Consider the following 20,389-nt stretch of genomic DNA (forward strand, 5'->3'; position numbering starts at 1 on the left):
GAGGACGTCGAGGGCCTACCAGACTTCACCGCCAGCCGTTCAATGCACGCTCTGCGTTGTCGATCAACTCTTTATAAGTCACGACCTCAACGCGGCTTATATGCGTATTGAGGGTGCGCAGAGCTTCGTTGATTTCTTCTTCGGCAACGTCAGGCTGTACGGATGGGTGTCCAATCAATACGAGTGCGCTTGCTCGGCGAGTTTCGATGCCCAGTTCTTCCCGGATACGGAGCCGGTGTTCGTCCAAGCCGACAAGGTAGTTCACCGCTTGACTCACCGCGTCGTGTACTTCAGCCGTCGGAACCCAGCACCCTCGGTGTCTCTTGACCAGGGAGCCATTGAGGCTCATGGAGCGCTTCAACTCGACGATGTGTAGTGCACCATCACCACGTATAAGTGGAATATCCACCTCGTCACCTGGAACCAGTCGACGCTGGACTGCTTGGCTCGCGAACTGTCCCCCGAAGATCCAGTGTTGCCCGTCCAGTGCACGTTGCAGGTCCAACTCGCTCGCCTCGGGATCCTCTACCACCTTGCGTAGCGCCTTGAGGTCCCTCCGACGCCGCTGGATCTCCGCGGCCCGGAGTAGCAGCTGGCCTTCCTTGTCCGCTGCCAAAATAGCCAAGGAGTCAGGGGACGTCACGATGCGGCGGGCGGCTTGCTCCGGATCTTCCAGATCGACCCTTTCGCGGAAGACTTGCTCCAGCCATGCGGCTACCTCGGCAATGCCACGAAGTATCCGATATCGGCCGGGCCGCTCCTGTGACTGTTGCATGTAACGTGCGTCCCGGCCAACGGTCTCCACATGGGTAAGCACCTCGCTCGGGCTTGCATCGGGATGCTGGCTAAGGTACTGGTCGCCGAGTTGCATGAAGAAAGTCAGACTCGCGGAGAGCGTTCGTGCCAGGTAGTCCTGGTGAGAGCTCAACGGTTCTGTCGACCGTTGAAAAAGCCGGTATCGCTCTTCGAAGTCTGGCCGGAGGATTCGTCCTTCGGCGTAGTCCAGAGAGTCCTGTATCAATCGCACGACTTGCCACTCGTCCGCTGTTGCTGCCGCTGAGCGCACTTCCTCCAGCAGGGTGACGAGGGCTCGGCCTCCTCTGTAGTGGCTCTTGCCACTGGTCATGTGCTTGAAGACTGTTTCAAGCGTTCCCTTGACCTTGGGATCGGTGGCTTGCTCGTCGACGTGCTTCAGTTGCAACTTCAACGCAAAGTCAGATCTCACATCCACGGGCACGATTCTGATGCCTGACGCTGACAGCGTGTCGCAAACTGAGAAAACGATGACCTGAAGAGGGAGAGCGCATCTCGCGCGCCATCGCGTGGGCATTGACCCCTTGGGCTCACAGGACCAGCCCAAGGTAACCACGCACACGTCGATGCCAGCGAGAAGGTCTTTCAAACGAGGTCGCTTCGCCGGACTGTGGTTCGATACCCCGTTCGGTGCGAGCCAGCCAGTGCGCTCAGCACTTGATGAAAGCGGGGCTCCGGCCATGCGGCGATCGGTTCGACCATCAGGTCGACTGTAGCCGCACCTGCTCGTCACCTGCGCGTCCGAGATTACGGGCGGAAGGCGCTGCTCACCGGATCCGCGCTGGTCAGCAGCGTCCTCCATGTCTCCGTGGCCTTCAGGAAGAGCTTAGCCGTCGGCTGAGGCCACCCCGATCGGGCAACTCACGCCCGTGCCGCCGATGCCGCAGTAGCCGTTTTTGTTGCGGTCAAGATACTGCTGGTGATATGCCTCGGCCGGGTAGAAGGCGCCCGCCGGGAGGATCTCGGTGGTGATCTCGCCGTAGCCGGAGCCCGTCAGGACGGACTGGTAGGCGGCGCGGGAGGACTCGGCCTCGGACTGCTGCTCGGGGGAGTGGGCGTAGATCGCCGAGCGGTACTGGGTGCCGACGTCGTTGCCCTGGCGGAAGCCCTGGGTGGGGTCGTGGGACTCCCAGAAGAGCTTCAGGAGGGCGGCGTAGGAGGTGACGGTCGGGTCGAAGACGACGCGGACGGCCTCGGTGTGGCCGGTGAGGCCGCTGCAGACCTCCTCGTAGGTGGGGTTCTCGGTGTGGCCGCCCTGGTAGCCGACGAGGGTGGTCCAGACGCCCGGGGCCTGCCAGAACTTCCGCTCCGCGCCCCAGAAGCAGCCCAGGCCGAAGTCGGCGACGACCAGGCCCTCGGGGTACGGGCCGGCCAGCGGGTTGCCGAGGACCGTGTGGCGGTCGGGGACGGCGAAGCCCGGTTCGGCGCGGCCCTTCAGCGCCTCCTCGGGGGTGGGGAGGTGGTTCTTGTGGCGGCTGAACAACATCACTGGGCTCCCATGCGGATCCGGCTGGCGGGTGTGGTCCCTCGGGCGGGTGCGTTACTTCGGGCTGGTGTGGTCACTCGGGCTGGGCGTTACCTCGGGCGGGTGTGGTCCCTGCCTTGGTGCGGGTCTTACGGCGCGGGGTGTTTCCCTGCGCCGTGTGCTTGTTACAACGGGCTTCGGCGTGTCTGAATTCCGCCGCCCGTACCCTCACCGCGGCAGCGTCGCCGGGGAGCCGCCCCCGCCCTCCCAGCCCGCGACCGCGAGCGCCCGGTAGACCATGTACTCGGCCGCCGGGTCCGCCCCGTACGACCACGGGACCGCGCCCACATGGCCGTCCACGTGCCGTAGCTGCTCCAGGGCCTCCGCGTACCGCTCCGCCCGGACCAGGAAGAAGACCAGCAGATGGCGGACGTGCGGCAGCACCGGGTGGTCGGCGGGGGCCTGGCGGACGGCGAAGAGCGCGCCCTCGATCGCCTTCACGATCACCTCGCTCCGGTAGAGCGTGCGCACGAGGTTGGCCTCCGGCAGGTGCTCGAAGACGCCGAAGAGGGGCAGCGCGGGCAGGAGGCTCTTCTCGGGGGCCGAGGCGGCGGCCGCGTGGGTGAAGGCGTCGGCGCGGTCCTGGGAGCCGTGCCACTTCTCGCACCAGTAGTGGAGGGCGGCGAGGTGGGCGCCCATGTGGTGCGGGGCGAGCTTGGTGACCTTGGACCACAGCTCCTCGAAGTCGGCCTGCCGGTAGGCCATACCGCGGGCGACGCCGAGCTCGATGATGTGCGGCACCGGGTCGTCCGGGGCCAGCCGGGCCGCCTCGTGACAGACGTCCCGGGCCTCTTCCAGGATCATCCGGAAGTCGACCGAGGACGGGTCGAGCAGTGCCTGGCGGACCAGGAACTCCGCCTGCACCGCCGCCGCGCCCGGGTCCTCGGGGGCCGCCACCCGCCAGGTGCGCAGCCACATCCCGCCCTGGCCGGGGGCCTGGGCGAGCTCGAAGGCCGCCGCTCCGGCCAGCGTCTGCACCCGCTGCCAGCGCAGCTCCGAGGTGGCCTCGGTGAGTGCGAGCAGGCGGGCGGCCGGCTGCCAGTCCTGCCGGGCCTGGACCTCCTCCAGGGCGTCGATCAGCTGCCGGTCCGGGCCGGGCAGCCGTACGTCCAGCCGCTCGCGCGGTACGAAGCCGTACTCCTGCGGATCCGAGGCGCGCATCATCCCCTGCATGGCCTCGCGGCCCCCGCGCCGCCGCCGCAGGGCCGGCATGACGATCAGCCCGCCGATCATGACGATGGCGATGAGGAAGATCAGAAGCTCCATGAGGTGTCCCCGTGTGAAGTTCCGTAACGGCTGGTGGCCCAGAACGGCTTGTGGTCCAGCCTATGCGCCTCGACGGTCGTTGAATCCAGCACGGGCGCGTCGGGCGTTACGCTCGGGCACATGAGCCACCAGCACCCCCAGGGGCATCCTCAGAGTTTCGAGACGCTCGCCATCCACGCGGGCCAGGAGGCCGACTCGCTCACCGGCGCCGTCGTCCCGCCGATCTACCAGGTCTCCACCTATAAGCAGGACGGCGTGGGCGGTCTGCGGGGCGGCTATGAGTACAGCCGTTCCGCCAACCCCACCCGCAGCGCGCTGGAGGAGAACCTGGCGGCGCTGGAGGGTGGCCGCCGTGGCCTCGCCTTCGCGTCCGGTCTCGCCGCCGAGGACTGCCTGCTGCGCACGCTTCTGGTGCCGGGCGACCATGTCGTCATCCCGGACGACGCGTACGGCGGTACGTTCCGCCTGTTCGCCAAGGTCGTGGAGCGCTGGGGGGTGGAGTGGTCGGTCGCCGACACCTCCGACCCGGCGGCGGTACGGGCCGCGCTCCGCCCCCGTACGAAGGTGATCTGGGTCGAGACCCCGAGCAACCCGCTGCTCGGCATCACCGACATCGCCGCCGTCGCCGACATCGCCCGCACCGCGGGGGCCCGGCTGGTGGTGGACAACACCTTCGCCAGCCCCTACCTCCAGCAGCCGCTCGCGCTCGGCGCGGACGTCGTGGTGCACTCCACCACCAAGTACATGGGCGGACACTCGGACGTCGTCGGCGGTGCGCTGGTCGTCTCCGACACCGGCCTCGGGGACGAACTCGCCTTCCACCAGAACGCGATGGGCGCCATCGCCGGGCCCTTCGACGCCTGGCTGGTGATGCGCGGCATCAAGACCCTCGCCGTCCGCATGGACCGGCACAGCGCGAACGCCACGCGAATCGCGGAGATGCTCACCGCGCACCCCAAGGTGACCCGGGTCTACTACCCGGGGCTGCCGGAGCACGCGGGGCACGAGATCGCGGCCAAGCAGATGCGGGCCTTCGGCGGCATGGTGTCGTTCCAGGTCGCGGGCGGCGAGGAGGCGGCGGTCGAGGTCTGCGACCGGGCGCGGCTGTTCACCCTCGGGGAGTCCCTCGGCGGCGTCGAGTCGCTGATCGAGCACCCGGGACGGATGACCCACGCCTCGGTGGCGGGCTCGGCGCTCGAGGTGCCGGCCGATCTCGTACGGCTGTCGGTGGGCATCGAGTCCGTCGACGATCTGCTCATGGACCTGAGCCAGGCTCTGGGCTGACGGCTGGGGCGCGTAGGCGCCCCGACGCCTGACGCCTGACCGCGTGGGCTGCGGATCTTTGAGGGCGGTCACCGTCGTTCGGCGGTTGCCGTTCTTCGGTGGTCACCGTCCTCCGGCGGTCACCATCCTTCGAGGGGTGGGGTGGTGTCGGTGGGCGGCGGCGCGGTCCACGGTTCGACGATCGCCGCCCAGACGGCGAAGGCGATGACCGCGGCGAGCAGCAGCAGCCAGCCGATGGTGCGTACGGCTTGGTGGCGGCGGAGCATCCGCCGCCCCCGTTCGGTCGCCCGGCCCGCCAGATCTGGCGGCAGCGCCGGATGCGGGCCCTCCAGCATCCGGCGGACCTCGGTCTCCTTGCGGTCCGGAAAGCTCATGGCGCCGCTCCGGTTCCAGCCCCGGTCCCGGCTCCGGTTCCAGCCCCGGTCCCGGCCCCGGTTCCAGCCCCGGTTCCAGCCCCGGTCCCGGCCCCGGTTCCAGCCCCGGCTCCGGCCGCGCCGGTGTCCGTCCGGCGGCCGGTGGACGGAGGTGTCCCGGTGGGCGGGGGCTGTCCCGCGGACGCGGGCGTTGCGGCGGACGGGGGCCTCCCGGTGGCACCGCGCCGCGGCGCCGCGCTGCGCATCGCCGTGACCGCGCGGGTGCAGATCGCCCGGACCCGCTCGACCGGGAGGCCGAGCGCCGCCGCCGTCTGCTCCTCCGCGACCCCCTCGTACAGCCGCAGCACCAGCACCAGCCGCTCCTGGGGGGTGAGTCGGGCCAGGAGGCCGCCGCGCGGGTGGCGGTAGCGGTGGCCTCGGTGGGCGAAAAGGGCGGCCAGCGTCCGGCGGGTGTGGTCGTACGGATCTTCGCCGCGCAGCCGGTCCCAGCGGGCGTACGTGCGCGCGAGCGCGGCGGTCAGCAGGCGCTCGGCGGCTTCGGTGTCCCCCGTCGGCTCCCCCGTGAGCAGCGCGGCCGCATGCAGCAGACGGCCACCCGCGCCCGCGACGAATACCTCGAACTCCCGGGCCCGGCGGCCATCCCGTGCTGCCCGCCGCTCTCGCACCACGTCCTCCGCCTCCCGTTCCTTTAGGACACGGCAGGCATGGGCACCCGGTCAAGAGGTCTGCGAGGTCTGCGAGGTCGCGCCGGGGTCAGGTGGCGGGCGCCGCCTGGGGCACCGTGCTGTGCGCGGCGGAGAGGGCGATGTTGAACCGGGTCAGCAGATCGCAGAAGAGGTCGCGCTCCTCCGCCGTCCAGTCGTCGGTCACGCGGGCCATCAGATCGCGCCGTGAGGAGCGCACTTCCTCCAGGCGGGCCTTGCCGCGCGGGGAGAGCTGCAGCACGACCGCGCGGCCGTCCTCGGGGTGCGAGGTGCGCTTGACCATGCCGGAGTCGACCAGCGGGGCGACCTGGCGGGTCACGGTGGACGAGTCGATGCCCATGCTCCCCGCGAGCGCCTTGACCCCCATCGGGCCTTCCTGGTCGAGCCGGTTGAGCAGCAGATACGCGGCTCGGTCCATGGAGTTGCGGGCCTGGCCGACGCCGCCGAGCCGGGTCTGTTCCGCACGGCGGGCGAAGACGGCGACCTGATGCTGGAGCGTGTCCAGTACGCCGGTGTCGAGTTGAGTCGTCATGTCCGATTGGGTGGGCATGGCCTAGGGCTCACTTCATGCGGTGGTCTGTGGGATGTGGCACAGAGTACGCGGCCGGGGCCCTGCCCGTACGGGGGCTGCAGAAACCTGACGACCTCCGAGCCACAACCTGCCGTTCTGAGCCGTTCTCCGTCGCCGTAGCCCGCCGGTGGGCCTTGGCCCGGCACCGGTCCGGGCCGCGGGGGCCTGCCGGGGGTGAGCTGCCAGACTGGGGACCATGGCTGCACGACACGGCGACGAGGACGGGCCCGGCTCCGGGTCCGGCCCGGCCTCGCACCCCACCTCCTCCGCTTCTGCTTCCGCCTCCACCGGTTCCGCGGGGTCTGGCCTCGCTTCCGGCCCCGCTTCCGGCTCCGGGGAGTCCGCCTCCGCTTCTGGCTCCGAGGGGTCCGGCTCCGAGGGTTTCGCTCCCGGGGGCTCTGCCTCCGCTTCCGCCTCCGAGGGACCCGAGACGATCAAGACGATCACTCTCGACGACATCCGCGGGGCGCAGAAGACGCTGTCGGGGATCTCCCGGCTCACCGCGCTGGAGGGCAGCCGCTACTTGTCCGGTCTGGTCGGCTCGCCGGTCCACCTCAAATGCGAGAACCTGCAGCGCACCGGGTCGTTCAAGCTGCGCGGCGGCTATGTGCGGATCTCCGGGCTCAGCCCCGAGGAGCGGGCGGCCGGGGTGGTCGCGGCGAGTGCCGGAAACCATGCGCAGGGCGTCGCCCTCGCGGCCTCGCTGCTGGGGGTGCGCTCGACGGTCTTCATGCCTGAGGGCGCCCCGCTGCCGAAGATCGCGGCCACCCGGGATTACGGCGCCGAGGTGCGGCTGCGCGGTCAGATCGTGGACGAGACGATGCGGGCGGCGCAGGAGTACGCCGAGCGCACGGGCGCGGTCTTCATCCACCCCTTCGACCACCCGGACATCATCGCGGGGCAGGGCACGGTGGGGCTGGAGATCCTGGAGCAGTGTCCCGAGGTGCGCACCGTGGTGGTGGGCATCGGCGGTGGCGGGCTGGCGGCCGGGATCGCGGTGGCGGTGAAGGCGCTGCGGCCGGATGTGCGGGTGGTGGGGGTGCAGGCGGAGGGCGCCGCGGCGTATCCGCCGTCGCTGGCGGCCGGGCGGCCGGTCTCGATCGAGGCGCCCGTGACGATGGCGGACGGCATCAAGGTGGGGCGGCCGGGCGATGTGCCGTTCCAGATCATCGACGATCTCGTCGACGAGGTCCGTACGGTCACCGAGGACGAGCTGTCCAGTGCGCTGCTGCTCTGCCTGGAGCGGGCGAAGCTGGTGGTGGAGCCGGCGGGCGCGAGCCCGGTGGCCGCGCTGCTGTCGGCGCCGGAGTCCTTCGAGGGGCCGGTGGTCGCGGTGCTCTCGGGCGGCAACGTCGATCCGCTGCTGCTGCAGCGCATCCTGCGGCACGGCATGGCCGCGGCGGGGCGCTATCTGTCGCTGCGGCTGCGGCTCACCGACCGGCCGGGGGCGCTGGCCACGCTGCTGGGGGTGCTGTCGACGCTGGACGCCAATGTGCTCGATGTCAGCCATGTACGCACCAACCCGCGGCTCGGGCTGAGCGAGGCCGAGGTGGAGCTGCACCTGGAGACGAAGGGGACGGACCACTGCGAGGAGGTCCGGGAGGCGCTGCGCGGGGCCGGGTACACGGTGATGGCCTGACGACGAGAGACGGTGCGCCTCCGCGGCGGGGCTGATGCCCTTGCCGCCCGGGAGCCGCCGTCGCCCCCGGTCCTACTTTCTCTGTCTCGCGTATGTCGCGATGTATCGCGTTCCCGGTACCATTGCCGTCCAGATGCTGCCGAGCGCTGCCCATATGGGCGGACTTATGCCTTGATTAAGTGTGGAACGGCCCCAACCCCGGGAGTGCCAACATGCCAGGCGCTATTCACGCCGAGGGTCTGGTGAAGACCTTCGGCGACGTAAGGGCTCTGGACGGCGTCGATCTCGACGTACCGGAAGGAACCGTGCTCGGACTGCTCGGCCCCAATGGCGCCGGCAAGACCACCGCGGTGCGCGTGCTCACCACGCTGCTGCGCCCGGACAGCGGAACGGCGGTGGTCGCGGGGGTGGACGTGCTGAAGAACCCCGACGAGGTCCGCCGCTCCATCGGGCTGTCGGGTCAGTTCGCCGCCGTGGACGAGTATTTGACCGGCCGCGAGAACCTCCAGATGGTCGGCCAGCTCTACCAAATGGGAGCGCGGGCGGCCAAGGCCCGTGCGAGTGAGCTGCTGGAGCGGTTCAGCCTCGCGGAGGCGGCCGACCGCACCGCCAAGACGTACTCCGGCGGGATGCGCCGGAGGCTGGACCTCGCCGCGGCCCTTGTGGTCAGCCCGCCCGTGATGTTCATGGACGAGCCGACCACCGGTCTGGACCCGCGCAACCGGCAGGCGCTGTGGGAGGTCATCCAGGAGCTGGTGGCCGGTGGCACGACACTGCTGCTGACCACGCAGTATCTGGAGGAGGCGGACCATCTGGCGCATGACATCTGCGTGATCGACCGCGGCCGGGTCATCGCCCGCGGCACCTCCGACCAGCTCAAGGCCCATACGGGCGGGGAGCGGGTGGAGGTCGTGGTGCATGAGCGCGAGCACATCGCGGTCGCCGAGGAGGTCCTGCGGGTCCTGGGCAAGGGCGAGACGACCGTGCAGGAGCACACCCGTCAGGTCACCGTTCCGGTCGTGGGCGGCGCCAAGCTGCTCGCCGAGGTGATCCGCGAACTGGACACCCGCGGTGTGGAGATCGACGACATCGGGCTGCGCCGCCCGACCCTGGACGACGTGTTCATCTCCCTCACCGGCCATGGGACCGAGGACGGACTCCAGGGCGGCGGCGAGGCCGAGAGCAAGGGAGTCGAGTGATGGCCGTCGTCGAGGAGACCGGTGCCACCGTCGCGGCGGCCCCCCGGCCGCGCGGCGGACCGCTGCGTTCCGTCCGGGACTCGCTGGTGGTCGCCAAGCGCAATCTCCTGCGGATGATGCGCATCCCGGAGATGGTGGTGTTCGGCCTGGTGCAGCCGATCATGTTCGTGGTGCTGTTCAGCTATGTGTTCGGTGGCGCGATCATGGTTCCGGGACAGGCCAGCGCGGATGCCACGGTGTATCGCGAGTTCCTGATGGCCGGCATCTTCGCGCAGACCGTGACGTTTGCCACGGCGGGCGCGGGGGCGGGGATCGCCGACGATATGCACAAGGGGCTGATCGACCGTTTCCGCTCACTGCCGATGGCGCGTGGCGCGGTGCTCACCGGCCGTACGCTCGCGGACCTCGTGCAGACGGCGCTGACGCTGGTGGTGCTGGCGATCGTCGCGGTCATCGTGGGCTGGCGGATCCATGACGGCGTCCTGAAGGCGCTGGGCGCGTTCGCGCTGCTGCTTCTGCTCGGCTACGCCTTCTCGTGGATCGGCGCGCTGATCGGCCTGTCGGTACGGACGCCGGAGGCGGCCACCTCGGGCGGGCTGATCTGGCTCTTCCCGCTGACGTTCATCTCGAACGCCTTCGTGCCGTCCAGCAAGATGCCCGCCTTGCTGGGTCATATCGCCGACTGGAACCCCTTCAGCGCGACGGTGCAGGCGTCCCGGCAGCTGTTCGGCAATCCGGAGGGCGTGGTCTCGGATGCCTGGCCGATGCAGCATCCGGCGCTGGCATCGGTCCTCTGGTCGCTGCTGATCATCGTGCTCTTCCGGACGCTGGCGGTGCGCAAATACCGCTCGGCGACCGCCTGAGCGGCCCCGCTGGGGGCGTGGCGATCGTGGAGGAGCCCCGCTGGGGGCGTGGCGATCGTGGAGGGAGACCCGGCCGTCCGGCCGGGTCTCCACACCGGGCGCTCAGCCCTGGTACGGCTTGGCCTCCAGGATCCGCACCGAGGCGGTGCGGCCATTGGGCAGCTCGTATTCCGCGTCCTGGCCGACCTTCTTGCCGTTCACACCCGAGCCCAGCGGGGACTGCGGCGAGTAGGTCTCGATGTTCGCGCTCGCGTACTCACGGGAGGCGAGCAGGAAGGTCAGGGTGTCGTCCGGGTCGCCGTCGAACGCGATGGTGACGACCATGCCGGGGGCGACCACGCCGGTGTCCGCGGGTGCCTCGCCGACCTTCGCCTGCTGCAGGAGCTGCGTCAGCTGACGCACTCGGAGCTCCTGCTTGCCCTGCTCCTCCTTGGCGGCGTGGTAGCCCCCGTTCTCCCGGAGGTCACCTTCCTCCCGGGCAGCCTCGATCTTCTTCGCGATCTCGACACGTGCGGGACCCGACAGGTACTCCAGCTCGGCCTTGAGCTGGTCGTACGCCTCCTGGGTCAGCCAGGTGACGTTCTCGCTGGTCTGGGTCACAGGTGCTCCTCGTCGGTGCTGGGAATACAAATGAACGCCCTACTCAGAAGGGTGCGCCTTCAAAGCGGGGCGAAACCACGAGCCTAACAATTCCGGCAAGAAACGGGGAGGAGGGAACTGGGCGCAATGCGCAGGAAAGCTGTCAGCGCTGGTCAGATCGGGGCAGCCGCCGACACGTCCGGTTCGGTTATCGGCCTGGCTCGCAGCCGATCAGCTCGGCGGTGGTCGCCCGGGCCGTGGTGCGCACGGTCACCACCTTGACCAAGTCGCCATCGCGCTGATCGAAGGTGAAGTCCTTCCGGCCCACCTCGTCGTGGTACTCATCCAGGGTACGCACGGTGCAGATACCGGTGGCGTCCTTGTCCTTGGTGATCTCCAGCCGGACGTCGACGGCGTCGTCGGCGACCACCTTGAAACCGGTCAACCGGCCGCTGACGTCCTGACCGGTGATGTAGTCGTATCCGAACCACGTGATCAGGGCCAGCAGCCCGGCACCGAGCACCGCGCCGATGATCTTCAGTGTGCGGTCGGCACGCGCGTCCGCGGACCGGCCGTAACGCCCGTCGGGCAGACCCTCGCGCACGGCGGCCATGGGCGTTCCTCCTGCTGGGGGCGAGATCGGAATTATTTGTCCCTGGTTTAGGTCACTATAGAAGCCGTCTTCCACGACGAATCACTGAGGATCGAACTTGACTGAACAGCTGCGTTTGATGGCCGTGCATGCGCACCCCGATGACGAGTCGAGCAAGGGCGCGGCCACCATGGCCAAGTACGTGTCTGAGGGGGTGGATGTGCTGGTCGCGACCTGCACAGGCGGTGAGCGCGGCTCCATCCTCAATCCCAAGCTCCAGGGCGACCCCTACATCGAGGAGAACATCCACGAGGTCCGGGCCAAGGAGATGGACGAGGCGCGCGAGATCCTCGGCGTCAAGCAGGAGTGGCTGGGCTTTGTGGACTCCGGACTGCCCGAGGGCGATCCGCTGCCGCCACTGCCCGAGGGCTGCTTCGCACTGCAGGACGTCGAGGCCGCGGCGGAGCCTCTGGTGAGGCTGATCCGCTCGTTCAAGCCGCAGGTGATCACCACCTATGACGAGAACGGCGGCTATCCCCACCCCGACCACATCATGACCCACAAGATCACGATGGTGGCCTTCGAGGCGGCCGGGGACCCCGAGAAGTACCCGGAGGCGGGGGAGCCCTGGCAGCCGCAGAAGCTCTACTACAACCAGGGCTTCAACCGGGCGCGAACCGTCGCCCTGCATGAGGCGCTGCTGGCCCGCGGTCTGGACTCGCCGTACGAGGAGTGGCTGGAGCGCTGGAAGACGTTCGACCGGCCCGAGCGCACCCTGACCACCTATGTGCCCTGCGCCGACTTCTTCGAGATCCGTGACAAGGCGCTGATCGCGCACCGTACGCAGATCGATCCCGATGGCGGCTGGTTCCGGGTGCCCATGGACGTCCAGAGGGAGGTCTGGCCCACCGAGGAGTACGAGCTCGCCAAGTCGCTTGTGGACACTTCCCTCCCCGAGGACGACCTCTTCGCGGGCATCCGCAACAATTGAGCCCATGATGAGCGCCACCAGCACCCTCGCCATGACGCATCTCGTCCCGCTCGCCAAGGACCTGGACGAGAACAAGGTGACCCCGGGCGTCCTCGGTTTCATCGTCTTCGCCGTGATCGGCGCGGCGGTGTGGCTGCTGATGAAGTCCATGAACAAGCACATGAAGCGGGTGGACTTCGAGGAGGGGCCGGAGCCCGGCAAGGCTCCGGCGACGGCCTCCGCCGAAGCCACCAAGGGCGAGGAGCGCACGGCCTGAACCCTGGCCGGGCCCGACCGCGTGCCCCGCGTGAGCGGGGCCTCACGGTCTGGCCGACGGGATCCCACATATCCCGGCCCCCTCTCCGCGCTCTTCGCGGCTAGCCGCGAGGCTCCGGCAGCACGGCCATGACCTCGCGCGAGTGGCGGCTCGGCACCATGCCGAGCTGCCATGCCTGCCACCCCGTTTCCGGCTCGACGCCGCGCTCCAGCACCAGCGCGAACGTCTCCGCGCATCCCTCCAGCCGGGAATCACCCGCCGTGCCCTCCTCGCGCATGTCCCGCGCCAGCTCCGCCAGCTCCTCCTGGGCCACCGCCGTGCCGATGACCGAGCCGCCCGCGGAGGCGAACGGCAGCAGGGTGCAGCGCAGGAACCGGGCCCAGGAGCGGCCGCGCCGGTCCCCGTACCCCGCGAACAGCCCGGCCGCCTCGTCCACCAGCTCCAGCGCCTGCGCCGCCTTGCCGTTTCCCGCGTCGATCACCGCCAGCTCGACGCAGGACCATGCCTCGCCATGGGCCACGCCCACCCGCCGGAAGTCATGCCGCGCGTCCTGGAGCAGCTGCCGGGCGAAGCCGCTGTTGCGCAACGAGCCCGTCTGCGCCGCCCGCAGGTCACGGGTGACCCGCGCCGAGTGATGGCGGGAGCACGCCAGCCCGTACACATCGCGCATCCGGTTGAACATCAGACGGGCCCGCTCCAGCTCGCGCAGCGCCGAATCATGGTCGCCGCGCTCCTCCAGCGCCTGGCCCAGGTAGTACAGCGTCCATGCCTCACCGCGCGCGTCCTCGTTCTCCCGGTGGCGGGAGAGGGCCTGGCGCAGCTGGTCGACGGCCGCCGACGCCTCTCCGGCCACCAGCCGGGCCCGGGCGAGCTGGGTGAGCGCCCATGCCTCACCGCGCTGGTCATGGGTGCGGCTGTAGGCGTCCAGCGCGCCCCGCAGCTCGGCCTCGGCGCGCGGCACATCGCCCATCCGCAGACATGCCTGGCCGAGCTGGAAGTGCGCCCAGGCCTGGCCGTGCAGGCTCTCGTTCTCCTGATGCAGCTCCAGGGCCGCGTCCAGCAGCTCCAGCGCCTCGGCCAGCCCGCCGCGGTCGCGCTCCACCGCCGCCAGGGCGTGCATCGTCCAGCCCCGGTCACCGCGCAGCTCCTCGGCCTGCTGGAGCTCCAGCGCCTCGCGCAGCTTGGCCGCCGCCTCCCCGAGATTGCCCTGGTGATGCAGGGTGATGCCGAGACTGCACAGGGCACGGGCCGCGCCCGCCTGGTGCTGCGCCTCGAAATACAGGTCCACCACGGAGGACAGCGTGGTGCGCGCCTGGTCCAGCTCGCCGAGCTGGCGGGCCGCGATACCGGTGCGCCACTGCACGGATCGCATCAGCAGCCCTTGGTCCACGGCCTGGGTGAGCTCGCTGATCTCGCCCAGTCGGTAGAGATCGCCGCGCAGCAGGCAGTAGTCGCACAGGGCGCCCAGCAGATGCAGCACCGCGGACTGGTCCACGCCCTCCGCATGGCGCAGGGCGGCGGTGATGAAGCTCGATTCGTCGTCCAGCCAGCGCAGCGCCGCGTCCAGCGAGGTAAAGCCATGGCCGCCCGCCGCGCCCTTGCCGAACATGTCGGCACGGGTGGAGGTCTTGCCGTCGACCAGCCGGATCACCGAGTCGGCGAGCTCGGCATAGCTGCGGATCAGCCGCTCCTGCGCGGCGGTGCGCTGCTCCGGCTGCTCCTCGTCGAGCAGCCGGGCATGGGCGAACGAGCGCACCAGGTCATGGAGGCGGTAGCGGCTGCCACGCACATGCTGGATCAGCCCGGCCCGGCCGAGCGCCTCCAGATGACGGCCGGCCGCCTGCTCATCGGTGTCCAGCAGGGCCGCGGCCGCCGCGCGGCCCAGGCTGGCCCGCCCGGCCAGTGCCAGCCGGCGCAGCAGCCGCCGGGCGCCGTCCTGCTGATCGGTGTAGCGCAGCCACAGGGCGCGGTCGATCGCGCCCACCGGGCCGTACGCCTCCAGCTCGGTGACCAGGGCGGCGGGGGTGCGGGGGCCGAGCGAGGAGCCCGCGATCCGCAGCGCCAGCGGCAGCCGCCCGCACAGCTCGGCGATCCGCTCCACGGACTGCCCGTCATAGGGGCCCGCCCCGGTGGGCTCCTCGGCGGAGGTCCGCAGCAGCTCCTCGGCACCCGGCTCGTCCAGCGGGCCCACCTCCATCCGGTGCACCCGGGCGGCGAGGTCGGCCGGCAGATCGAGCGGAGTGCGCGAGGTGATCAGGACCAGGCTGTCGGACCGCTCCGGGATCAGGGTGCGCACCTGCTCGGCGTCGCGGGCGTCGTCGAGCACGATGGTGACCGGCAGCCCGGTCAGATATTGGTGATACAGCTCGGTGAGCCGTCTGATGTGCTGGTCCTGCGAGGACCGCTCCCGGAAGAGCAGCTGGTCGCGGGGTGCGCCGAGCCGGTTCAGCAGATGCAGCAGCGCGTCGCGGGTGGGCAGCGGGGCCTGCTCGGAGCTGTCGCCGCGCAGATCGACCAGGCACGCACCGCGGAACTGATCGCGCAGATGGTGGGCCGCCCGCACGGCCAGCATGGTCCGGCCGGAGCCCGGCGGGCCCTCCAGCAGCACCACCGTGGGCTGGGTCTCGGTGGACGCGCGGGCCTGCTGCACCCACTGCGCGATCTGGGTGAGCTGCGCCCGGCGCCCCGCGAACGGGCCCTCCGCCTCGGGGAGATGGGCGAAGGACTGCTCCAGCACGGTGCGCCTGCGGGCCGCCTGGCTGCGGTCCGCACCGCGCAGCCTCGGCACCTGACCGATGGAGGAGGAGGCGGAGCGCTTGGCCGAACCGCCGCCCTGGCGGGTGGCGGCCGAGGTCATCCGGTGCTGGTCGATGAACGGCCGGATGCCCCGCACCTCGACCGCCGTGAGCCACTGCAGCCGCAACTGCTCGGGCCCGCCGGGCTGGTTGCGCAGCGCGGCCTGGCGGTGGGCGGCGGGCCAATGGCGCGCGGTGAGCTTGACGACGGCGGCGGCCGATCCGGCCACGGCGGCGGTCACCCCCGCGCCCAGCGCCGTGCCCGCCGAGGTGCCATAGGTGAGATCCGCGCCGAAGGCCGCCGCCGCGGCGACCGTCGCGGCCAGCGCCGGGGTGCCGAGCTGCCCGCGCGACAGCCGCGCCGAGAGCGGACTGCTGCCCGCGTCGGATTCGTCCAACGCGCGCACATACGCCCCGTACTCCTCCGCGGCGGTCGCGGCCATCTCGTCCAGCGCGCCCCGCGCGCGGCTGAGCAGCACCCCGCCATCGGTGCGCCCGCCCGAGCGGCGCACCTCCTCCTCCACGGCGCGCGACAGCAGCCGCTCAACTTCCGCCCGGTGGCTGTCCCGCAGCACCGCCAATGACCCCGGCATGTGATCCCCCTCCTGCAGCAGTGCCCTCAGTCTTCCGTTTCTGGCTCTTATCCGGCAGTCCTGTGGATAACTCCCCTGTGGACAACTTCGCCTGCCGCGCCGGGTGGAGGGAGGATGGACCCATGCCGACCCGTCTGGCCCACGAGAGGTTCGGCGTTGTGGCAGGGGGGCCACCTTGTGCCGGATGAGGACGCGGAGGCGACCCGCGGGCTTCAGCTCGCTGCGGCCTCCTCAAGCTGGGTGACGTGGCCGGCGTTCAGTTCCACGTGCGTGCCGGTGAAGCGGGTGCGCATGCGGCGGTCGTGGGTGACGGTGACGACCGCGCCGTGGCAGCCGGTCGGGGCTCCTTCCAGTTCCTCGAGCAGGGCCGGGGCGAGATGGTTGGTGGGCTCGTCCAGCAGCAGGTCGACGGGTTCGCCGACCAGGCGGGCCAGTTCGATCCGGCGCCGCTGTCCATAGGACAGCTCGCTCACTTTCAGGCGCAGGTCGGCGGGGCTGAACAGACCGAGGGACGGAAGGTGGTCGGTGTGCTCATCCAGGTCGCCCCCGCGGCCGTGGGCAAACGCTTGCGGGACCGTCAGGCCGGGCGGCCACGGCGTTTCCTCCTGCCTCAAGTGCCCGACTCGGCCCCGCCTGCGCACCGTCCCCTCATCCGGCCGCAGCTCACCCGCCAGGACCCGCATCAGCGTCGTCTTGCCCGCCCCATTGGGTCCGGTGACCAACAGCCGTTCCTCGCCGCCGATCCGCAGCGACGGCACATGCAGCCGGTCCCCGACACGGACGCCGGTGAGTTCCGCCGCGGGCTGCGCCGTCCGACCGTCGGCGGTGCTCATCCGGGCCGCGGACACCAGCGGTTCGGGCGGCGGCGCGACAGGCCTGTCCGTCAGCCGCTCGACGCGCTCCTTCGCGTTGCGGATACGGACCGTCGCCCCGCTGCTGGCGGAGGGCCTGAACAGCCTCTTTATGTGCCTCGACGCCCAGTAGCGAGGGGCCAGGGCAGTGAGGGGTCAGGTGTGGTTGTCGTCGGACCGGTCGAGCCCCAGGTCGCTTCGGGGTCGGCCGACCATGGTGGTGGGGTCGGCGAGGCGGTCGAAGTCGGCGGCGGCGACGCCCGAGGCGAGGGCGGCCTCGCGCAGGGTGGTGCCCTCGTCGTCGGCCTTGTGCGCGATCGCGGATGCCTTGTCGTAGCCGATGGTGGGGCTGAGTGCGGTCACGAGCATGAGGGACTGGTCCACGTACCCGTCGATCGTGGGTCGGTCGAGTTCGGTGCCCTCGATGCTGTAGCGGCGCAGCTTCTCGCAGGCGTCGCCGAGGATCCGGGCCGAGTGCAGCACGTTGTTGATGATGATCGGGCGCATGGCGTTGAGCTCGAAGTTGCCCTGTGCCCCCGCGGAGGCGATGAGCGCGTCCTCCCCGAGGGCCTGCAGGCAGACCATGACCATGGCCTCCTGCTGGGTCGGGTTGACCTTCCCGGGCATGATCGAGGAACCGGGCTCGTTGGCGGGCAGCTTGAGTTCATGCAGCCCGGCGCGGGGCCCGGAGGCCAGCCAGCGCATATCGTTGGCGATCTTCATCAGCGCGACGGCCAGGCCGCGCAGCCCGGCGCTGACCGCGACCATCGCGTCCAGCGAGCCCTGGGCCGCGAACTTGTCGGGGGCGGTGACGAAGGGATGGCCGACGAGCTCGGCGAGCTGCGAGGCGATCTGCTCGCCGAACTCCTCGGGAGCGTTCAGCCCGGTGCCCACAGCGGTGCCGCCGGCGGCGAGCCGGCAGACGGCATGGAGACTGTCGGCCAGCCTGGTGCGTGCATCGTCCAACTGTGTGGCCCAGCCGGACCACTCCTGTCCGACGGTGAGCGGGGTGGCGTCCTGCAGATGGGTGCGGCCGATCTTGACGACGTCCACCCATGCCTCGGCCTTGGCGCGGATCGCCTGGGTGAGCCGGTCGACCTGGGGCAGGAGGTGCCCGGTGACCTCGAGCACGGTGGCGATGTGCATCGCGGTGGGGAAGGTGTCGTTGGACGACTGGCCCATGTTGACGTGGTCGTTGGGATGCACGGGGGCCTTGGAGCCGAGGGTGCCGCCGAGCAGCTCGCTCGCCCGGTTGCCGATCACCTCATTGACGTTCATGTTCGACTGGGTGCCCGACCCGGTCTGCCATACGTACAGCGGGAACTCCGCGTCCAAGTCACCGGCGATGACCTCGTCGGCGGCCTGGATGATCGCGTTGGCGCGCCGCTCGTCCAGGCGGCCCGCGCGCTGGTTGACCATCGCGGCGGCCTTCTTGACATAGCCGTAGGCGTGGTAGAGGGCCTTCGGCATATGGTCGTCACCGATGGAGAAGTGGATCAGGGAACGCTGAGTCTGCGCGCCCCAGTAGTGGTCGCCGGGCACCTCGATCTGGCCCATCGAGTCGCTCTCGACGCGGGTGCCGGTGGGTGCGGCCCTGTCCGCGGCGGTCGTCGTCCCACGGCCTCTGTCGGAGTAGTCGGAGTATTCGGGCTGCCACATCGCCTGCTGCACGGCCTGCACGACGTCATCGATCCTGGCGCGGGCGACACCCTCCTCGAGTGCCTGGCGTACGACGGCGACCGCGACGGTGGCGGAGGAGGCGCGGAGGTTGGCCACCTCGGGGAGCAGCGACGCGCCGGGGGTGGTGGTGTCGACCAGGCCGGCGACCGCCTCGGCGGCGGCGCGGATCATCCCGGGGGTGACGTGCTTCGCGCGGGAGACCACCGTGCCCAGGCCGAGGCCGGGGTAGACCAGGGCGTTGTTGGCCTGCCCGATCTTGTAGTCGACGCCCTGGTACGACACCGGATCCCACGGGGTGCCGGTGCCGATCAGCGCCCGGCCCTCGGTCCAGCGGATGAGGTCGGCCGGGTGGGCCTCGATCTTCTCGGTCGGGTTCGAGAGCGGGAAGATCAGTGGTCGGTCGACGTGCGCGGCCATCTTCCGGATGATCGGCTCGGTGAAGGTGCCACCAGCCGTCGAGGTGCCGATCAAGATGGTCGGGTGTACCTCGGCCACCGTGGTGGCGAGGGAGATCCGGCCTTCGCCGTCCCGTTCGTAGCTTTCGGCCTCGCCTGCCGGCCGGGCGAACGGGGTCTGGAAGTCGCGTAGGTCGCTCATGTCGTCCAGCAGCAGGCCCTGCCTGTCGACCAGCCAGGTCTGCTGGGTCGCTGTCTCCGGCCGGGCGCCGCAACGGACCATCGCGTCGCGGATCTGGTCGGCGATGCCCACTCCGGCGGTGCCGGCGCCGAAGACGACCACCCGCTGCTCGGCCAGCGGTGTGCCGGCCACCCGTACGCCGGCGAGGACCGCGGCCAGGGTGATCGCGCCGGTGCCCTGCATGTCGTCGTTGAAGACGCAGGCCCTGTCCGCGTACTCCAGCAGAATCCGGCGCGCATTGGACGGGCCGAAGTCCTCGAAGTGCAGCAGCGCCTTCGGGAAGCGCCGCGAGGCGGCCGTGACATAGGCGTCGATGAGCCGGTCGTACGCCTCGGCGTGGTTGCGGGAGTGCCGCAGCCCGACGTACATGGGGTCGTTGAGCAGGGTCTCGTTGTTGGTGCCGACGTCGAGCATGACCGGGATGACCCGGGCCGGATCGATGCCCGCGGCCGCCGTGTAGACGGCGAGCTTGCCCTGCGCGATTCCCATGCCGTTGCTGCCCCAGTCGCCGATGCCGAGGATCTCCTCGGCATCCGTGGCCACCAGCAGGTCGACGTCGTCGGCGCCGAGCCCGAGGTTCGCGAACGCGGCCTCCACGGAGTCGGGATCGTCCACCGAGAGGTATACGCCGCGCGGACGCTGGTACTCATGGCTGTACTGCTCGATGGCCTGCCCGACGACCGGGTCGTACACGATCGGCAGCATCTCGGGCAGGTGATCGACGAGCAGTTTGTAGTACAGCGTCTCGTTGCGGTCCCGCAGCGATTCCAGGAACGTGTTCTGCGCCAGCGGCGTCGGCTGTGCCATGAACTGCTCGTACGCGCGCACCGCCTGCTGCTCTTCCGACAGCACTCCCGGCGGCACCAGACCGGTAAGCCCGAACCGCGTGCGCTCTTCCTCCGTGAACGCGGTCCCGCGATTGCGGATCGGGTCACGCAGAACGGCGACCCCCGCGGAGCCGCGCATCCCCTTCTCCGTGCTCATGGCTTTCCATCCTTCTCGAGCGGCCGTTGTCCGGACTGATCCGTGCAGTCCTGACTCCCGGCTCCGCCCCGCCGCGAACGCCACACACGGGGGTCAAAGCCCCACATCACCATCGTCGCGCCGCTGGGCCGTATGCGCCCACTCCGCACTCCCGGCCCCACCCCCGGCAGCGCTCATAGGATTGCCGCCTTCCG

15 protein-coding genes and 2 pseudogenes are annotated in these 20,389 nt (G+C 70.3%); 6 read left to right on the top strand and 11 right to left on the bottom strand.

The genetic code is table 11. The annotated features are described in order from the left end of the window. Positions 1-25 precede the first annotated feature (25 nt). The 3 genes from ACFYOY_RS22000 to ACFYOY_RS22010 all read right to left on the bottom strand — a co-directional run bounded on the left by ACFYOY_RS22000 (position 26) and on the right by ACFYOY_RS22010 (position 3,604). Entirely contained in the window at positions 26-1,231 is a 1,206-nt protein-coding gene (locus ACFYOY_RS22000; RefSeq protein ID WP_351886996.1) for a Shedu anti-phage system protein SduA domain-containing protein, read from the bottom strand. Between the two features lie 408 nt (positions 1,232-1,639). Beyond that, complete coding sequence (gene msrA / locus ACFYOY_RS22005; protein ID WP_351886999.1) at positions 1,640-2,299, bottom strand: peptide-methionine (S)-S-oxide reductase MsrA; 660 nt, start codon at positions 2,297-2,299, stop codon at positions 1,640-1,642. A gap of 207 nt (positions 2,300-2,506) precedes the next feature. Further along, positions 2,507-3,604: a hypothetical protein gene (locus tag ACFYOY_RS22010; protein ID WP_351887002.1), complete on the bottom strand. Its 1,098-nt coding sequence runs from the start codon at positions 3,602-3,604 to the stop codon at positions 2,507-2,509. A gap of 120 nt (positions 3,605-3,724) precedes the next feature. On the opposite strand from ACFYOY_RS22010, the gene ACFYOY_RS22015 reads away from it, so the two are divergent. Next, a complete protein-coding gene (locus ACFYOY_RS22015; protein WP_388588966.1) occupies positions 3,725-4,888 on the top strand; it encodes a cystathionine gamma-synthase in 1,164 nt (387 codons plus the stop codon). 119 nt (positions 4,889-5,007) lie between these two features. On the opposite strand, the gene ACFYOY_RS22020 is transcribed toward ACFYOY_RS22015, so the two are convergent. From ACFYOY_RS22020 to ACFYOY_RS22030, 3 genes and pseudogenes are all read right to left on the bottom strand, one after another. Continuing rightward, on the bottom strand, positions 5,008-5,262 hold the full coding sequence (locus tag ACFYOY_RS22020; protein WP_388588968.1) for a hypothetical protein: 255 nt from the start codon (positions 5,260-5,262) through the stop codon (positions 5,008-5,010). 179 nt (positions 5,263-5,441) lie between these two features. After that, positions 5,442-5,927, bottom strand: a pseudogene (locus ACFYOY_RS22025) (sigma factor-like helix-turn-helix DNA-binding protein); the annotation flags it as partial. Between the two features lie 88 nt (positions 5,928-6,015). Further along, the gene (locus ACFYOY_RS22030) at positions 6,016-6,516 is read right to left on the bottom strand and encodes a MarR family transcriptional regulator (protein ID WP_351887010.1); all 501 of its coding nucleotides are present in this window, start codon (positions 6,514-6,516) and stop codon (positions 6,016-6,018) included. 217 nt (positions 6,517-6,733) lie between these two features. On the opposite strand from ACFYOY_RS22030, the gene ilvA reads away from it, so the two are divergent. From ilvA to ACFYOY_RS22045, 3 genes are all read left to right on the top strand, one after another. After that, complete coding sequence (gene ilvA / locus ACFYOY_RS22035; protein WP_351887013.1) at positions 6,734-8,176, top strand: threonine ammonia-lyase; 1,443 nt, start codon at positions 6,734-6,736, stop codon at positions 8,174-8,176. A 212-nt stretch (positions 8,177-8,388) separates the two neighbouring features. After that, positions 8,389-9,375, top strand: a complete 987-nt coding sequence (locus ACFYOY_RS22040) for an ATP-binding cassette domain-containing protein (RefSeq protein WP_351887016.1) — start codon at positions 8,389-8,391, stop codon at positions 9,373-9,375. Further along, positions 9,375-10,238 carry an ABC transporter permease gene (locus ACFYOY_RS22045; protein ID WP_388588972.1) on the top strand — a complete coding sequence of 288 codons (864 nt, stop codon included), beginning with the start codon at positions 9,375-9,377 and terminating at the stop codon, positions 10,236-10,238. Before ACFYOY_RS22040 ends, ACFYOY_RS22045 begins: the two co-directional genes overlap by 1 nt. A gap of 102 nt (positions 10,239-10,340) precedes the next feature. Here ACFYOY_RS22045 and greA read toward each other — a convergent pair whose 3' ends face one another. Both greA and ACFYOY_RS22055 read right to left on the bottom strand, forming a co-directional pair. Next, positions 10,341-10,838, bottom strand: a complete 498-nt coding sequence (greA, locus tag ACFYOY_RS22050; RefSeq protein WP_014054533.1) for a transcription elongation factor GreA — start codon at positions 10,836-10,838, stop codon at positions 10,341-10,343. A gap of 187 nt (positions 10,839-11,025) precedes the next feature. Continuing rightward, positions 11,026-11,430 (bottom strand): DUF4307 domain-containing protein, encoded by a 405-nt coding sequence (locus ACFYOY_RS22055; protein ID WP_351887022.1) that lies wholly within the window; start codon positions 11,428-11,430, stop codon positions 11,026-11,028. Between the two features lie 97 nt (positions 11,431-11,527). Here ACFYOY_RS22055 and mca point away from each other — a divergent pair, with 97 nt between their 5' ends. Both mca and ACFYOY_RS22065 read left to right on the top strand, forming a co-directional pair. After that, positions 11,528-12,400, top strand: a complete 873-nt coding sequence (mca, locus tag ACFYOY_RS22060; protein ID WP_351887025.1) for a mycothiol conjugate amidase Mca — start codon at positions 11,528-11,530, stop codon at positions 12,398-12,400. 7 nt (positions 12,401-12,407) lie between these two features. Next, complete coding sequence (locus tag ACFYOY_RS22065) at positions 12,408-12,656, top strand: hypothetical protein (protein WP_351887288.1); 249 nt, start codon at positions 12,408-12,410, stop codon at positions 12,654-12,656. 100 nt (positions 12,657-12,756) lie between these two features. Here the strand turns inward: ACFYOY_RS22065 and ACFYOY_RS22070 are convergent, their stop codons facing one another. The 3 genes and pseudogenes from ACFYOY_RS22070 to fumC form a co-directional block, all read right to left on the bottom strand. After that, on the bottom strand, positions 12,757-16,044 hold the full coding sequence (locus tag ACFYOY_RS22070; protein ID WP_351887028.1) for a tetratricopeptide repeat protein: 3,288 nt from the start codon (positions 16,042-16,044) through the stop codon (positions 12,757-12,759). 212 nt (positions 16,045-16,256) lie between these two features. After that, positions 16,257-16,994: pseudogene (locus ACFYOY_RS22075) on the bottom strand (ATP-binding cassette domain-containing protein); the annotation flags it as partial. Positions 16,995-17,051: 57 nt separating this feature from the next. Next, on the bottom strand, positions 17,052-20,195 hold the full coding sequence (gene fumC / locus ACFYOY_RS22080; protein WP_388588977.1) for a class II fumarate hydratase: 3,144 nt from the start codon (positions 20,193-20,195) through the stop codon (positions 17,052-17,054). Positions 20,196-20,389: the final 194 nt, after the last annotated feature.

The sequence above is a fragment of the Streptomyces sp. NPDC007875 genome, assembly GCF_042868035.1.
GTDB classification, from domain to species: Bacteria; Actinomycetota; Actinomycetes; order Streptomycetales; family Streptomycetaceae; genus Streptomyces; species Streptomyces antimycoticus.

Coding starts and splice junctions, on each gene's coding strand:
- ACFYOY_RS22010 (WP_351887002.1), bottom strand. CDS start 3,604: ATGGAGCTTCTGATCTTCCTCATCGCCATCGTCATGATCGGCGGGCTG.
- ACFYOY_RS22045 (WP_388588972.1), top strand. CDS start 9,375: ATGGCCGTCGTCGAGGAGACCGGTGCCACCGTCGCGGCGGCCCCCCGG.
- ilvA (WP_351887013.1), top strand. CDS start 6,734: ATGGCTGCACGACACGGCGACGAGGACGGGCCCGGCTCCGGGTCCGGC.
- fumC (WP_388588977.1), bottom strand. CDS start 20,195: ATGAGCACGGAGAAGGGGATGCGCGGCTCCGCGGGGGTCGCCGTTCTG.
- msrA (WP_351886999.1), bottom strand. CDS start 2,299: ATGTTGTTCAGCCGCCACAAGAACCACCTCCCCACCCCCGAGGAGGCG.
- ACFYOY_RS22070 (WP_351887028.1), bottom strand. CDS start 16,044: ATGCCGGGGTCATTGGCGGTGCTGCGGGACAGCCACCGGGCGGAAGTT.
- ACFYOY_RS22040 (WP_351887016.1), top strand. CDS start 8,389: ATGCCAGGCGCTATTCACGCCGAGGGTCTGGTGAAGACCTTCGGCGAC.
- ACFYOY_RS22030 (WP_351887010.1), bottom strand. CDS start 6,516: ATGCCCACCCAATCGGACATGACGACTCAACTCGACACCGGCGTACTG.
- ACFYOY_RS22055 (WP_351887022.1), bottom strand. CDS start 11,430: ATGGCCGCCGTGCGCGAGGGTCTGCCCGACGGGCGTTACGGCCGGTCC.
- ACFYOY_RS22065 (WP_351887288.1), top strand. CDS start 12,408: ATGAGCGCCACCAGCACCCTCGCCATGACGCATCTCGTCCCGCTCGCC.
- ACFYOY_RS22015 (WP_388588966.1), top strand. CDS start 3,725: ATGAGCCACCAGCACCCCCAGGGGCATCCTCAGAGTTTCGAGACGCTC.
- ACFYOY_RS22020 (WP_388588968.1), bottom strand. CDS start 5,262: ATGAGCTTTCCGGACCGCAAGGAGACCGAGGTCCGCCGGATGCTGGAG.